The organism is Vibrio neptunius (assembly GCA_019339365.1).
GTDB classification, from domain to species: Bacteria; Pseudomonadota; Gammaproteobacteria; order Enterobacterales; family Vibrionaceae; genus Vibrio; species Vibrio neptunius.
In genome coordinates, this window is sequence record CP079860.1 from 321,116 (window position 1) to 336,523 (window position 15,408).

General features: G+C 45.3%; 10 protein-coding genes and 3 pseudogenes. All 13 read left to right on the top strand.

Features of this window, described 5'->3' with window-relative positions; all coding sequences use genetic code 11:
- The first annotated feature begins 35 nt into the window (after positions 1–35).
- The 13 genes and pseudogenes from KW548_18155 to KW548_18215 all read left to right on the top strand — a co-directional run bounded on the left by KW548_18155 (position 36) and on the right by KW548_18215 (position 15,393).
- Positions 36–1,485 (top strand): annotated as a pseudogene (locus KW548_18155) (PLP-dependent aminotransferase family protein).
- Between the two features lie 86 nt (positions 1,486–1,571).
- On the top strand, positions 1,572–2,120 hold the full coding sequence (locus tag KW548_18160; GenBank protein QXX09023.1) for a DUF924 domain-containing protein: 549 nt from the start codon (positions 1,572–1,574) through the stop codon (positions 2,118–2,120).
- A gap of 8 nt (positions 2,121–2,128) precedes the next feature.
- Positions 2,129–2,386: pseudogene (locus KW548_18165) on the top strand (LysE family transporter).
- A 6-nt stretch (positions 2,387–2,392) separates the two neighbouring features.
- Complete coding sequence (locus KW548_18170) at positions 2,393–2,572, top strand: hypothetical protein (protein QXX09455.1); 180 nt, start codon at positions 2,393–2,395, stop codon at positions 2,570–2,572.
- Between the two features lie 863 nt (positions 2,573–3,435).
- Entirely contained in the window at positions 3,436–4,521 is a 1,086-nt protein-coding gene (locus tag KW548_18175) for a hypothetical protein (GenBank protein ID QXX09024.1), read from the top strand.
- A 14-nt stretch (positions 4,522–4,535) separates the two neighbouring features.
- Positions 4,536–5,075, top strand: coding sequence for a hypothetical protein (locus KW548_18180; protein ID QXX09025.1), 540 nt, complete (start codon positions 4,536–4,538; stop codon positions 5,073–5,075).
- Positions 5,072–5,563, top strand: a complete 492-nt coding sequence (locus tag KW548_18185) for a hypothetical protein (GenBank protein ID QXX09026.1) — start codon at positions 5,072–5,074, stop codon at positions 5,561–5,563. The genes KW548_18180 and KW548_18185 overlap by 4 nt, the downstream gene beginning before the upstream one ends.
- Positions 5,560–12,159 carry a type IV secretion protein Rhs gene (locus KW548_18190; GenBank protein ID QXX09027.1) on the top strand — a complete coding sequence of 2,200 codons (6,600 nt, stop codon included), beginning with the start codon at positions 5,560–5,562 and terminating at the stop codon, positions 12,157–12,159. Before KW548_18185 ends, KW548_18190 begins: the two co-directional genes overlap by 4 nt.
- Before the next feature lie 337 nt (positions 12,160–12,496).
- Positions 12,497–12,709 (top strand): hypothetical protein, encoded by a 213-nt coding sequence (locus KW548_18195; GenBank protein QXX09028.1) that lies wholly within the window; start codon positions 12,497–12,499, stop codon positions 12,707–12,709.
- Positions 12,679–13,398, top strand: coding sequence for a hypothetical protein (locus tag KW548_18200; GenBank protein ID QXX09029.1), 720 nt, complete (start codon positions 12,679–12,681; stop codon positions 13,396–13,398). The genes KW548_18195 and KW548_18200 overlap by 31 nt, the downstream gene beginning before the upstream one ends.
- Before the next feature lie 517 nt (positions 13,399–13,915).
- Positions 13,916–14,599 (top strand): hypothetical protein, encoded by a 684-nt coding sequence (locus KW548_18205; protein ID QXX09030.1) that lies wholly within the window; start codon positions 13,916–13,918, stop codon positions 14,597–14,599.
- Complete coding sequence (locus KW548_18210) at positions 14,599–15,063, top strand: hypothetical protein (protein QXX09031.1); 465 nt, start codon at positions 14,599–14,601, stop codon at positions 15,061–15,063. The genes KW548_18205 and KW548_18210 overlap by 1 nt, the downstream gene beginning before the upstream one ends.
- A gap of 99 nt (positions 15,064–15,162) precedes the next feature.
- Positions 15,163–15,393: pseudogene (locus KW548_18215) on the top strand (LysE family transporter).
- The last annotated feature ends 15 nt before the right edge of the window (positions 15,394–15,408 follow it).

A 15,408-nucleotide genomic window follows, 5' to 3' on the forward strand; every position in this document is an offset into this window, starting at 1 on the left:
AGATAAATCAAAAAGACACAGATAGAGTTATTTTAATGGGTACAGATTCATTAGCCGACAACAAGTTTGTTCAAGTAGAGCACTACATTCGTCAGGCGATTAACAATGGTATTTATCAACCTGAAGACAAACTGCCATCGATCCGCCAACTGGTTATCGACTTGAAGGTCAGCAAAAATACCGTCATTCGAGCCTATCAGGAGATGGAAGCCGAAGAGCTCATTTATGCTGTACCCAAATCAGGTTATCGCGTTAAAGCGACACAGCCAAGGGAGTTGCAGCAGCAACCACCTCAGTCGATTGATTTGCTATCTGTTTCGAAAGAAATCCTCAGCTATCCAGAGGAGAAAGAGTTGTTACCAACTGGCTCTGCCCATCCAAACATTCAGACTCCAGCCATCAAATCGCTGTATGCGGAAATAGGCCGTCACAGCAGAATGCAAAGCCACATGCCGAGTCATTATCAACTGCCTCCAGGCAATGATAGACTCATTAAGCAGTTGGCAAAAATCAGCCGTGACCTTGGTGTCAAAGCCAATCCGAATGATTTAGCTATCACTCACGGAGCTCAACAGGGGATCAGTCTTGCACTTCGCGCTCTAACCACACCCGGAGACATCGTCGCCGTGGAGTCGCCCTGTTACTTTGGCAATCTGCTTTTGATGGAGTCGCTTGGGCTAAAAGTGGTCGAGATCCCGAGTTGCATCCGCAATGGTATCGACCCTAAAGCGCTCGAAAATGCGATTAAGGAATGGCCCATCGCTGTGATCCTGATAACGCCAAACTTCACTAATCCAACAGGGTCACGGATGCCGGAAGAAAGGCGAATTGAACTACTCAACGTGTCTAAAGATATCCCAATTATCGAAGACGACGTTTTTGGCGCACTGGCATTTGATCGTGGCGTATTACCACTGAAAACACTCGATAGCCAAGATCGGGTGATCTACGTAAATTCACTATCAAAGATGCTCGATTCCAGATTACGAATCGGTTGGATTCTTTCTGGAAAATATCGTTCAGAGATCGAGAAATATCTGATTTGTGACAATATGGGCAGCTTGAACCTGATGCAATCCGCTGTAGGCGAATTTCTATCGACAGGAAAATATCGACAGCATATCAATAAGATGCAGCGTACCTATCAACAAAACAACCGTCGTTTCAGCCTACTGCTTACAACAGCGTTAAACCGCTATACAGAGCTCTGTAATAGTTACCACCTATCTCAACCACAAGGTTCTTTTTTTAGTTTGGCTTACCTTGCCCGAGTCGGTTGACAGCTTCACTCTCTATAAAGAATGCAATAGGCATAAGATCAGCATCCTACCGGGAACTGTATTTGCAACCGCGGATCAATTTCGCCACTGTATCCGTCTGAGTACCGCTAACTTTGAAGATACTTCGGAGTGGCATCAAGGCATCGAACTATTGGCTAAACTGATTCACCAACAAGTTATCGAATCTACACAGACCCTGATATAACTCTCTGATTAAACATTTAAATTTCTCCGTCACTCTCGTATATTAGATTCGACGGAAAACCCATTACATACAAGGATGATATCACCATGACTGCCATCACTGCGCAAGAAGTCCTGTCCTTTTGGTTTGAAGAGTTAGAACCTAAAGACTGGTTTGTAAGTAGCGAACAGCTAGATAATACGATCACGCAACGTTTCGGTGACCTATTACAACGTGCGGCGCAATCTGAGCTTTACAGCTGGCGTACCAACGCTCTCGGTCGACTGGCGGAAGTCATTGTACTCGACCAGTTTTCACGTAATGTGTATCGTAATACGCCCAAAGCGTTCGCACAGGACCCATTGGCACTGGCGCTGGCACAAGAGGCCATCGCTTTAAGTAAAGATGCCGAGCTTTCACCAACGCAGCGGTCTTTCCTTTATATGCCGTTTATGCACAGTGAGTCTCTGCTGATTCATGAGCGTGCCGTTGAATTGTTCAAAGCTCCAGGCATGGAAAATAACTACGAATTCGAGATCAAACATAAGGTTATCATTGAGCGATTCGGTCGCTATCCGCACCGAAACGAAATACTAGCAAGAGAAAGTACTGCCGAAGAAGTTGAATTTCTAACTCAGCCAGACTCTAGCTTCTAACTTCGATAATGAGTACGTTTTTCGCCGGTTTTACACTCGGTCTTTCATTAATCTTGGCCATCGGCGCTCAGAATGCGTTTGTCCTTAAGCAAGGAATCAAACAGCACCACGTGTTGTTGGTCTGTTTGATTTGCTCACTTTCAGACGCCATCCTGATTTCTGCTGGTGTTGCAGGGTTTGGTTTAATCGTAGCGAAATTTCCTTTGATTGAACTCGTCGCTCGTTATGGCGGTGGCCTATTTTTGCTCTGGTACGGTCTGCGCAGCCCAAAAATGGAAACCTTGCCCTCCATAACGCTACAGGCTTTCGGCCAAAAGTTTTTCAAGCGGTATCCTCCTCATTGGAAACCTGACACTGTGAAAAAGAACGAAAGTGCCTTTCGTCTTCAGATCGTGCCTTATCTTGCAGATAGGGAAGTGGAATCCCTTGTTCGAAAGGAAGTACCGATATAAGTTCTGGAAAGACAAGGTTGGAAAGGCTCTCTACTTTTAATCGTAGTGAGTAAAATATTCAAAATTAAAGCGTAGATATTAATCAATGCTGAGAGTAAAAATAAAATCACACTTATTCTTCGTTATTTAAAGATAAATGTATTTTATAGCGCTGGAGTTTTTGGGGCACCTTCAGAAGGTCGTTTCATGCGCTCTTAAACAGAACCAGTAATCTGCTGCCTAACCTTAATTACTAGTAAGGAGACGTGGGTTATTCCCTATGACGCTTTCTAATAAATACTTTCGATAAACCTCCCTACCACTCCCTATTTTATCACTCAAAAGTAGTCAAACGTAAAACTTATTTAACATTATTTAATAATGGGAGGTTTATTTTTATGTTAGAAGTTTTTGACATTATGGCTTTTATTATAAGGTTATTAGTGTTGAATTCTATATTGCGTGGTAGCCTTTTTGGGGGATTGCTGGTGCTTTAAGTGCAATGTCTTATCGAGTCGATTCTTTCGGAGTTGGTGTCTCGGTGGCGGCTTTGGCGTTGGCCTTTGTCGTTTATGTTAACTTAAAAACCGTTCGTTCTAAAAGCGCACTTTGGTTCCTATTTGGCCTTGCTTATTACACGACCAGCTTATTTTGGGTAAATGGTTATTTGGCTCAAGAGTATGGGGATGCAAGCTGGATTCGGTGGGGGCTTTGGCCTCTTTTAGTCATTATTCTATCATCCAGTTTTCTCATTATTCCTTGTCTTTTAGCCACTCTGACTGATTCTCGCACGCTCGTAGCGCTTCCTTTTGTTTTGGTGTCTCTGGATATATTAAGAGAGCACACTGTCTTTTCTTTTTGCTTGGTTACACCCAGGGCTCTTGTTGCTAGATGTTGGGTTTTCCGGTTGGCTAAGTGTTATTGGCGCATTGGGTGGGAGCTTTCTTGTTTATCTACTGGCCAGCTCATGTGCTTGGCTGATATCTAACAAATCAAGTCGTCTTAAGTCTTTTGCGTTGTTCTCAACGATATTAGTGAGTTTATGGGTGGGTAATCAGGCGCTCTTATTGCCCCAGCTCTCTGAGCAAAGTCAATCGAACACTTCTGTTCGTATTTTACATAGTAACTTCACGGGGCCGCATAAGCTTTCTAAGAACGATGTTATTGAGCGCATGCAACGTTACGTCTCCCTATCTCTACAAGCCCCTAAGGCCGATATCGTTGTGTGGCCAGAATCCTCTATGTCCTTACCTTATGAAGAGATACAGCCATTCGTGAAGGACAGTTTAGACAAGCTGAAACAAAAGAGTGTTGTGGTGGTATGGGGCGGACAAGCTAGAAACGGTCAACATTTACAGAATGTGATTTACCGAAGTGATCAACCCTCACCGATTTACTTTAAACAACGATTAGTTCCTTTCGGTGAATATCGCCCCGCTTGGTTCATCGATTGGGTTGAGCAAGTGACACTTTCTCGAGGCGGCGATATTCAGGTCGCTTCTAATTCGATTGACCAGCATGAGTTTGGCTCTCTTCGAGCGGTGCTCGCTGTGTGTTATGAAGCGCTCTATTCCGATGTTTTCACCTCTAAATTGCACGCTGGCAACGTCGCCTTTTTATTAAGTGATGTTGAGTGGACTGATACCCCTTGGGTGAAACAATTCTTATTGAAGCTTAGTCGTGTTAGGGCGGCTGAAGTGGGCAAGTCTGTCGTCTATGCCACCAATCAAGGAAAAACCAGCTTAATTGGCCCTGATGGGGCGGTTCTTCGTCAAGTGGAAAACCAAGCAACGCAGGTGATGGATGTCTTGGTGCCTTTGAATACGCGCCAAACGCTTTACACGCAGTATGGACATCAGTGGCTATTGTGGCTTTCTGGTGGCGTACTTCTACTTATTCACCTTGCTAACCGTATGCACCCCATTAACACATACTCTCTTAATCAAAAGCGCCTATTTAGAGCGCAATAATACAAGGATACGTCATGGTATATCGTTGGCTAACGATTGGGGTACTTATCACCCTGACGCTCGGAGTAGGCGTTATTGCTCTCAATTACGAAAATTCAATTCAAACTCAACGCATCGGTCATTCAGCGCCCCCAGTAGACTTGGGGCGGAGCTCTAGCTCTGATAATCACCTGTCCACTGGGTTTGAAAACCAACAGGTAGCATCACAACAGCCATTTGAATCTCAAAGTGAACGCATTGAAGCTCAGATGTTGTCAGAGCTGGAGACGCTTAATCAAGACATTGCCGATGAAAAAGTCAGGTTAGACCAAGACACGGTCGAAGCGCAATCAATGGAGGAGTCTCCGGAATTGGTTTTGGCAAGGGCCAGTGTCATTTTGTCTGAGTTAGAGAGTGAAGGCATTGTGTTGAATTATGACCCTACACTTTTAACGCCAGACGCCGTTTCACCCACGATACAAGCCATTGAACAGCAAGTGGTCGACGTAGAAACTGACCTGATTGATATTGAAAAAAGATTCAATAACCTCGGCAATAATAAGGAGTCGTTATGATGAAAACGATGAGTGTCATGAAAGTGAGCGCTGCATTACTTATGTTAGTTAGCGTCTCATTGCCGACGGTTGCCGCTTCGGTTGGCGAGCTCAGTGGACGCGCTTTGGTTTCTCAAGGCAAATCTGGGTATCAGGTTGATTTGCAACTGCCTAGTGGCGTCAACGACTTAGTTCCCGCGTTATCAGTTCAATATCAGCAAGGCTCTGCCAATGGTCCGTTAGGGCTTGGAATGACCTTGAATGGCCTGTCGAGTATTACTCGCTGTAGTCGTAACAAACAAGACGATGGCTTCAATAGTGGGATACGATTTGATGAGACCGATGTGTATTGCTTAGACGGTCAACGTCTCTTTTTAGTGTCTGGTAGCGAAGGCCAAGGGGGAGCGAATATCGAACGAAAGGGGGATGGCAGACCAAGATTGTCGCAAACGGTCAATTATCTTCTGGACCAGAAAGCTGGACGATTTATTCGTCTGATGGTTACGTGACGCGTTATGGCTCAAGAGAGGATGCTCAATTAACCATTGATGGTCATGGCCTTGAGTGGTTCATCTCGAGACAATCCGACCGATTTGAAAATGGTATCGACTTTCGCTATCGCACTCATCAAGGTCAGCGCTACCTCGATAATATTCAATATGCCGACGTGAACCTGGCTTTTAACTATACGAACCGCCCTGACGTGCTTACTGCCTATCGTTTTGGTCACAAGCAGACACTGGGACAAAGGCTCGACCATATCCAAATTAATCGCGGTGGTCATGGGCTTCGTCGCATTGAATTTGCATACGGTAAAGTCAATTCTCAAGGCATTGAATTCAGTCGAATGGAGAGTCTGCGAGTGTGCGGCTCTGGTAGCAATTGCATGCCTGCGCATACTTTTGAATGGGAAAGTAACCCATACGCAGAGGGAGAGCCTGAGCAAAAAACATTGTACTCTCTCGATGAATTGAAAGGGTTTGTTGCGGGTGATATCAACCGAGATGGTCTCAGTGACATGTGCTACCTTGACGATGGGCTTTATTGCGGAATTAACCAGGGGCAAGGGAACTACGCCTCAGCGACAAAGTGGAGTCACGACTTTCAAGGCAGTGCATGGGAGGACGCTCAAAACTACGCGTCGTTGAGCTTAATTGATATTAATGAAGACAGCTTTCAAGACCTGTGTGCATTCAATGAAACCGGTTTTTTCTGCGCGTTGAATAATCAAGGACGTTCGTTTAATTCGGGGCGTTACTGGAGTCGAAATTACACCATTGATGATGCAGTAAGACTGTTGGATGCAAACAACGATGGTTTGGCGGATGTTTGCCGAGTTGACTCCAACCGAGTGGTTTGCGCCAACAATACAGGGCGAGGACTTAGCGCCGATTATGTCTTAATGGACCAAGGTTACCCGTTAGAGAAAACGTATCAGTCAATCTCCTTTGGTGTTGGAAGTGTTGATTTCGACCCCGTGAATCTGCCACAAAGCCAATTTATTGATATTAACCAAGATGGCTTTGCTGATTTATGTGGCGTGAAGCTTGATGGTCATTTTTATTGCTCTTTGGGTCGAAAATCCAGCAGCCGTACGCTTTCTTTTCAATTGCCTCAACGCTGGGCAAGTCAATTGCCCATTGGGTTAAAAAACACCGTTTCACAATCACCGAATCATGATACCCATGAGCAAGACATCAAGGTAGTTGAGCAATTGCAACGTACCATGAACCTTGTCGATGTTACCGGTGACGGATTGGCCGAGCTATGTTACCGACAAGGGAACGATTTTGTTTGCCATCAAAATACAGGGCAAGGTTTTGATGCCGCGAAAACATGGTTACCGCTTGGACAAGACCATTTTAGAATCGACACTGGCAATGAAAATAACGTGTCACAGGTTGAAGCATCCATCATGCTGTCTGACCGAAACAATGATGGGTTGTCCGACTTGTGCTATATCGCTGGAGAGCGCGTTTATTGTGCTTATGGCGACGGTAAGCATTTTAATTCGCCGACCGTGTTAGCCACGTTAAATGCCGACCTTGATTTGCTTAAAGACAAAATGTCGTTATCTGGGAATAAGATTCAAAAATTCTTTGGTATTAAAACCACGATTTACTCTATGGCTGTGAATAACGTTTACGGGCCGTTCAAAAAAGGCGTCGACGCCAATGGCGACGGCTTAATCGGCGACTGTTATCGCTCTATCGATGGGTTAACCTGCCTCTCTTATGAGTTCGAGCCGCTGGCTTTACTCAAATCGGTGACGTCAGGGTTAGGGGTGAAAAGTGAGTTTGAGTATGGATTAACAGGAAATGCCTCTGTGTTTCAAGGGGCGCTTGCGCCTTCAGGACTCATTGCGCTTGAGCCAAATTTTAAAGTGGTCAAGGCACTTAAGCGCAGTAATGGCATAGGAGGTATGAACCGTACTGAGTACTTTTATAAAGGGTATCACGCTCACCCTGATAAGGGCCTGCTCGGATTTGGGGAAATACAAACCAAAGATTTAGCGAGTCATACCCTCACCTCCACCGTAACCGGCTATCGCAGTGATTGGACACCTTATGTTGAGCGTACGCAAACGCGAATCAATAACCAAAAGATTGCTCAAAGCGAATTTGATTATAGAGAGGTGACGTCTCCTATCGCTGGGCAGTCTTGGCCACAAATGATTGAAAGCCGTCAATCGGCGTGGGATACATCAGGAAACCTTTTGACCCATACGGTTACGCAATATCAAGGTTACGACGCGCTTAATTTCCCCGATACCATCACTCGAACGGTCGAGGATGGTAATGGTGAACGATTTGTTGAAAAAACGAGCACGCGTTATCAGCATGATACGCAGCGTTGGTTAATCGGCAAACCTCTTGATGTGTCTGTGACCAAATCCAATGGTCATGACTCTCAAACGAGAAACACGACCTTCTCTTATGATGCGAATACCGGGGCTTTGGTTAAGCAAACCGTCGAGCCTGGACATGCACTCTCGTTAACGACGCAATTTGACTACAATGCCAGCGGATTTCGCACCTTAGAGCGTACGACTGGCAGTGGTGAAACGCGTCAATCGACAACCCTGTACGATGCTTTAGGTCGAGTGACGAAGCATACTAACGCCCTTGGTCACTTTGTCACGACCACTTATAACAACTCCTGTGGTTCACCCGATACCGTCACCGATGCTAATGGGTTGACGACCCGGTTTGCTTATGACGATTATTGTCGAGAAATTAAGAAAACCTTGCCGGATGGTAACTGGGTTGAACAAATCTATGAATGGAGTGATGGCGCGGATGCTGGCTTAGACCAACACGGATTGACGCTGGGTGACCGCAGCGTCTTCATGGTGACCACGCAAACCTCTCAGGGCGGTTTATCGACTACGTATTTTGACAAGTTGGGACGTGAAGTGCGCACCAAGCAATTGAACGGTGATGGTAAAACCGTGATGGTTGATAAGGTTTACAATGCAATAGGCCAGCTCGTTGGGGAAACCGTGCCTTATTTTGAGGGGTACTTCGCTGGCGATGCGACGTACTGGTTACAAACCACTTATGACGGGTTAGGTCGACCTACAACTCAAACTCAACCAACAGAAGATGTTGGGGACTTAGTATCCACAACGTATTATCAGGGACTAACCGCAACAATAACGGGCCCCGGTACATTTGAGAAGATTGAGCAGACTAATGGTTTGGGGCAAACGGTCCAAATCGTAGAAAATGGTCAGTCAACCCTACGCTATACCTATGATGCATTCGGTAATCTCACCCAAACCGATACCAATGGACTGGTAACGGAACTGAGTTATGACCAACGTGGTTATAAAACCAAGATGATTGACCCTGCGATGGGTACTTGGACGTATGGTCACAACGCGTGGGGAGAGCTGGTTTGGCAACAGGATGCGAAAGGACAGCGCACCACGTTCACTTATGATGCACTCGGTCGTAAAGTCAATGAAATTCGCCCAGATGAAATCAATCAATGGCAATATGACCAATCGTTGAAAGGCAGACTGGATGCCTCCAGCAGTGACAGTAGCCAACGTCGTTATACGTACGATGCGTTGGGGCGCACTCAATCGATGACCCTATCCATTGATGGCTCAGAGTACACGACCTACTACGAGTATAATGAAGAAGGTCGTCTCAGCCGGGTTACCTTCCCGTCGGGGATGAACTTAGATAAAGATTACGATGTGAATGGTCTGATTAAGCGAATGAGTATCCCTTATCCTGATATTTGGGATAGCCAATACCTGCAAATTGAGGAAGCGTTAAAAGCCACCTCAGAGCGCATTGTTGAACTCGAGATGCAGGCTTATGAACTTGAGAAAAGTGCGCAATTTTATATCGAGGAGTCTGAGCGTTTGCGTCAAGCGGCAGCGCAGTTGTTTGCCAAAAGTAATAGTTACCAACATACCGCTAACACACTCAGCGCCAGCGCGAGTTCGTTATTTCGAAGTGCCAATATTAATGCTAACCGCGCCGCGAGTTATCGTCGTAGCGCACAATATTACTGGCGCGCTTTTGGTAATCGAGTGTTCAGTAACTACAAAACACAAAATGGATACGCGTATTACAAATATGACCGATGTACCAAGAAAGATTGGAAAGGAAATTGTAAAAAGAAAGAATATTTTACCGCTAAAGTACCACTATGGATGGTTCAGACGCGTCGCTGTTTTACAGGAAAGTTCGCATCGCTTGGTTGCTACAATGGCGCAAGGGCCAGTATTAACTTAACGCAAGTTTATAAGCAATGGGCAAACCACTATCAAGCCATTGCGAATCGTCAACGTGCTCAGGCCTACCAAAAGCGGAATCAGGCGAACCACTATCAAGCGGCCTCTGATAATGCAGAGCGTCGCGCAAATGAATTGATTGCTCAAGCGCAACAAAATGCCGCGTTAGCCAGACAAGAAACTGACTTACTGTCTAACTTAACCGATGAACTTGATGATTTGGTGGTCGCGGAGGCTGAGCTTCAAGAGATAATGGACCAGCGTCTAGACGATGATACGGCGGAAATTGTCTGGGTAGCGACCAGTCGTGATAACTTTGGACGAATTGGTGGTGAGCTCTTTGGTAATGGGATGCTGACAAGGCGTGATATTGACCGCTCTCGCGGTACGGTTCAACGCATTACGACAGGGATGGGAGATAACTACCTTCGAGACATTCATTATACTTACGATGAGCGTGGCAATGTTCTGAGCAAAATCAGCGCGGTCCGAAATCAACAAGAGTACTACCAGTATGATGACTTTGACCGCTTAACACAATGGCACTACAGCGATAACCGTAGCGTTGCTCAGGTCGAGCGCGATTACCGTTATGATGTGTATGGTAACTTGACGTATAAAACCGGACAGGGCCAGTTTAATGTTAATGCCAACGGGCAACTGGTTGGTGATTACACGTATGATGCCAACGGCAACATGCTGACAGGTCGTGGCCGTACGCTTGCGTGGAACTCGTTTAACAAAGCTAGACATATCAACGACAATGGCAACATCGTGCAATATGAGTATGGTAGTGAGCGTGAACGTGTGAAACAAACCTCTGATGGTGTGACGACATACTACATTAGTCCTGAATATCAGCTTGAATTATCAATGGATAACAGCGGTAAGACCGTGACAACCATGCGTCACCGCTTCCTTGCGGATAACCAAGCCGTCGCTGAGCATGTCAAAACGTTAATCGGCAGTGAAAAGCAAATTGACCGAACCGCCTATTTCCATCGAGATGCGTTAGGGACGGCAGATTTAATCACCGACCCGAATGGGCAAGTGCAAATTGAGCGCGGTTATACGCCGTTTGGTGAGCTACTGGCCTCTGCTGAGTTACAAGCCACACCGATGTTTACCAACGCTGAAATGCGCGGCTTCACTGGGCATGAAAATGTCGGTAACAGCAGCGGTCTTATCAACATGAACGCGCGACTTTACGACCCAGTCATTGGTCGATTCCTCAGTGCGGATACGTTTGTACCAGAACCAAGCTTTAGCCAAAGTTACAACCGCTACGCATACGTTTATAACAACCCATTGAAATATACAGATCCGACGGGGCATTGGGTGTGGTGGGCCGCGGCCATGGCCTTTTTTGTGGCAAGTCAAACCTTTGAAAACCCGGCGATACAAATGGCAGGGATGGTGGTTGGCGCTATCGCAATGGGGTACGCCACCTCCGGGTTGTATACGGGATTACAACCCGCCGCGCAAGCGGCGGCGAGCGGAGCAACCGTGTCATTTTCTACGACTTATATCACGACCGGTGACTTTGGTGACTCGATGCAAGCTGGCGTGTTAGGAGGGCTATCTGCGGGTGTCACCTATGGGGTAGCTCATGGTGCTGCGGGTGGCGCAAGTCCGTTTGGCGCCGCTTTGCCCGTCGCTCATGGTGTGGTGCAAGGCGGCTTCCATGAACTGCAAGGTGGCAGCTTCAAGCAAGGCTTTATCAGTGGTGTGATTGGCAAGCTTGGCGGTGGCATTGTTCATGCCAATGTTCAAACGCAGCTACTTCAAGCCGGAGGTATGGTGATTGTGTCCGGTATTGCGGCGGCAGCCAGTGGTGCCAATAGCCGAGATGCAGTGATGCGTTCTGCTGTTAGTAGTATTACGATTTACTTTTACAATGATATCTGGAATGGAATGCATGGAGTTGCTCAAATGAGCGAAGCTAAAAGCATAATGCAAGACGCTGACGCTGTAGCGACAGAGCAAACAGTAGAGTTTGTAAAAGAAGAAGGTCCAGGTTTGATGGCGGATGGATTAACTGTTGGGGCCGCAGCATATGCGTGCTATCAAAGTATTGGAGTACTATGTTCGGCTTCCGCATCTTGGGCCGCCGCGAGCATTGATAGTCGATTAGGGAATAAAAACCATTTGCTTGTTGATGGAATGATTGGTCTTGGTTTTAGTGAGGGGCATGCTAGAAAAATTAACAATACTATTGGATTAGGTTTATCTGTCCCTGGCGCTGTGCGAGTGGGAATTATGGGTGAACCCTTGAAGAGTAATGTTGGTGATATTATAGGTATCGGAGTCTGGAGTTATGAGCGTTATTACAGAAATGACAATGAGAACTAAGGTTGGTACGTTTGTATTATTTGTATTTTGTGCACTAGTATGGGCAGATATTGCTAATGAGATTGGGAAAAAGTAGAGGTGAAGTCAACAGCTTTGAAATTTATTGATATAGGTTACGTCGGCCGAGATCCTACAAGGAACTATTTTTATTTGTTAGATAACGGAGTTAAAATTCGTGCTCCTGATAATAATAAAGAGAATAGCTTCTTTTTGACGGAATATCTTCGCCAAGATTTTAAGTGTGACGTTGTGTATTTTGAAAACGATAGCCTAATTAATAATGACATCAATGTTGCTAATTCTATTCGTTGTGGTGACGACGAGAGGTATTTGTATAATGACTAATGTTAAACACTATTCTGTTAAACTATGTTTTGCATCAGCTTTAGCCACACTTGCGGGCTGTGGCGGCGGAGATAGTAGCAGCTCTACCAACTCAAACCCAGACTCAAATGTTACTCGTTACAGCAGTAATTATGCTGCATCAGGTCCTTCTGTGGGGATCACTTACGGAAGCGCATGGCGCGACTGGGGGGAACGAGTCCGTTAGGATCGGCTTTGCCCGTCGCTCATGGTGTGGTGCAAGGCGGCTTCCATGAACTGCAAGGTGGCAGCTTCAAGCAAGGCTTTATCAGTGGTGTGATTGGCAAGCTTGGCGGTGGCATTGTTCATGCCAATGTTCAAACGCAGGTACTTCAAGCCGGAGGTATGGTGATTGTGTCCGGTATTGCGGCAGCAGCCAGTGGTGCCAACAGCCAAGATGCAGTGATGCGTTCTGCTGTTAGTAGTATTACGATTTACTTATACAATGATATCTGGAATGGAATGCATGGAGTTGCTCAAATGAGCGAAGCTCAGTCTAGGGTGGATCAAATAAATTCTAGGGCACATGAGGCGACAGTAAGATTTTTCAAAAAGGAAGGAATAGGACTGTGCATTGATGCCGCGACAGTCGTTGCTGGTGGTATTGACTGTGTAGCAGGTTCCAAAGTGGGGTGTGGGCCTGCGTTATGGGCTGCGGCAAATATTGATGCTAGGTTCAATCAGCAACCGCATATTGTTGAACAAGGTCTTACACAGTTGAATGTACCAAGAGCTGATATGGTTTCAGATGGAATTGGCGTTTTGTTATCAGTTAAAGGTACAGGCAACTTTATACAAGGTTCTAGATCTATTGATGATACTGCAGATGCTATAGGTGTTGGGGTCTTTACATATGAGCAAAGTCATAAGCATTAGAGGTTTAGCTACGACTCTTATGGTAGCGTTGGTATGGTATTTTTTTACTATATCTGGAACAGAAGGGGAGCTAGTAAAGGTTAATACAACACTGGAATTTATAGGCGAGAAGAGTATGCGCTCATCGGGAACCTATTATTATTATGTGACCGAAGGTGGAGTAAAGTTAGAGGCTAGGACTATTAGAGGTAATTACGAACGGCTAGAGAGTTTAAAGTATATAAGTGATGTTAGGTGTGATGTAATTTATTTTCGCAACGAAAGTTTGGTTTTTAATGAATATCAAACAGTAAAGACCATTGAATGTGGCAACAAAGAGTATTATCTCAAGTGAAAAAAACATTAATTAAAATAGAATGAAATTGTACTCAATATCATTGTTACCATTGGCAGATATAGACTGTGGCGGCGGAGATAGTAGCAGCTCTACCAACTCAAACCCAGACTCAAATGTTACTCGTTACAGCAGTAATTATGCTGCATCAGGTCCTTCTGTGGGGATCACTTACGGAAGCGCATGGCGCGACTGGGGGGAACGAGTCCGTTTGGTGCCGCTTTGCCCGTCGCTCATGGTGTGGAACTGCAAGGTGGCAGCTTCAAGCAAGGCTTTATCAGTGGTGTGATTGGCAAGCTTGGCGGTGGCATTGTTCATGCCAATGTCCAAACGCAGGTACTTCAAGCCGGAGGTATGGTGATTGTCTCTGGGATTGCCGCAGCAGCCAGTGGTGCCAATAGCCGAGATGCAGTGATGCGTTCTGCTGTTAGTGTGATTACAGTTTATTTGTTTAATGAGTTAGGTAAAACTCAGGGAGATCATAACTTTACATGGGCAGTGAATAAAGAGAGGAAGAGATTGAGATCTTTGGGGTGGAAAGGGTATTCAAATGAAATGAAAATGTTTGGGTACGATGGGGAGAGTAGAACTGAGGCGAACTTGAGCCAGTTGGATTTAGACAAAAAACTAGAAGGGCTTGCTATAGAAGGGCTGGTGAACAAGATTTCACAAACAGATCCGACACAATATGGTCTAGAAGGGGCTGTAGGTGCTTGGGGAGCAATTAGCGGCCGTGTAGGTATCTTCTCTACCTTTTTGAGTTTCATTGGTATTCGAGATTGGGCTGAACCGATGATATATGAGCCAACATTAACATTTGACTACGACTGCCAAGGTATTACTTGTGAAGTTATGGGATATGAGTAATGAAAAGGTTTTTACTATTAAAACAGATTCACATTTTATCGCTGTTTTTTATTTCTTTTTGGGTTAGCGCACAAAACTATGATTCGATGGGGTGTAGATGGAATATCCCTGATGATATCGAGAAGTTAGATAGAAATATTTATTCTTCACTTACTCACAATATACTTATCGAATTTGAAAATATGACTGATTCAAAGTTAGAAAGTAACTATGATAACGCCGAAATTGTCGAGGAGCTTGTGAACTCATCGTTTCATTACCAGAGGCTTACAGGTTTAGATAAGTTTTCAGAAATTACTATATTTTATTTAGTAAGGCACAACTATGAAGGTGAAATGCTATCTATTTCTTCCCATGGCAGTAGTGTTGAAATGAAAGAACTGAATGAAAATCGCGTAGTGATAGAGCTTGCAGTTGATGGTTCTATTGTGCAAGCAAGCTGTAATGGCTCACCGAGTGAATAGCATATAGAAGATTTAAGTGGAGCGTTTCATCGATATTACGCAACAAGAGGAGTGGTGACTCGATGCAAGCTGGCGTGTTAGGAGGGCTATCTGCGGATGCATGTCTATCTGGATACCGTCGTATTGCTTGGCTCCATCTCTACCCAATACGAACCGAATAAATTGCAGTTTGCTCTTGGCGCTGTCAGTGCCTCATTTGTATTCTTTTTCAGCCTTGGATATGGGGCTAAGCGCCTGATTCCAGCTTTCCGCCATGCTCGCTCATGGAAAATACTCGAAGCAATCATCGGAATCATCATGCTTGTGTTAGCGTATAACTTAGTTTTCTGACTTAAGGGAGTTATC

Bases quoted from the DNA above. Each gene is read 5' to 3' on its own strand.
- KW548_18160 (QXX09023.1), top strand. From the start codon at position 1,572: ATGACTGCCATCACTGCGCAAGAAGTCCTGTCCTTTTGGTTTGAAGAG.
- KW548_18170 (QXX09455.1), top strand. From the start codon at position 2,393: ATGGAAACCTTGCCCTCCATAACGCTACAGGCTTTCGGCCAAAAGTTT.
- KW548_18180 (QXX09025.1), top strand. From the start codon at position 4,536: ATGGTATATCGTTGGCTAACGATTGGGGTACTTATCACCCTGACGCTC.
- KW548_18185 (QXX09026.1), top strand. From the start codon at position 5,072: ATGATGAAAACGATGAGTGTCATGAAAGTGAGCGCTGCATTACTTATG.
- KW548_18195 (QXX09028.1), top strand. From the start codon at position 12,497: ATGACTAATGTTAAACACTATTCTGTTAAACTATGTTTTGCATCAGCT.
- KW548_18200 (QXX09029.1), top strand. From the start codon at position 12,679: ATGGCGCGACTGGGGGGAACGAGTCCGTTAGGATCGGCTTTGCCCGTC.
- KW548_18205 (QXX09030.1), top strand. From the start codon at position 13,916: ATGGCGCGACTGGGGGGAACGAGTCCGTTTGGTGCCGCTTTGCCCGTC.
- KW548_18210 (QXX09031.1), top strand. From the start codon at position 14,599: ATGAAAAGGTTTTTACTATTAAAACAGATTCACATTTTATCGCTGTTT.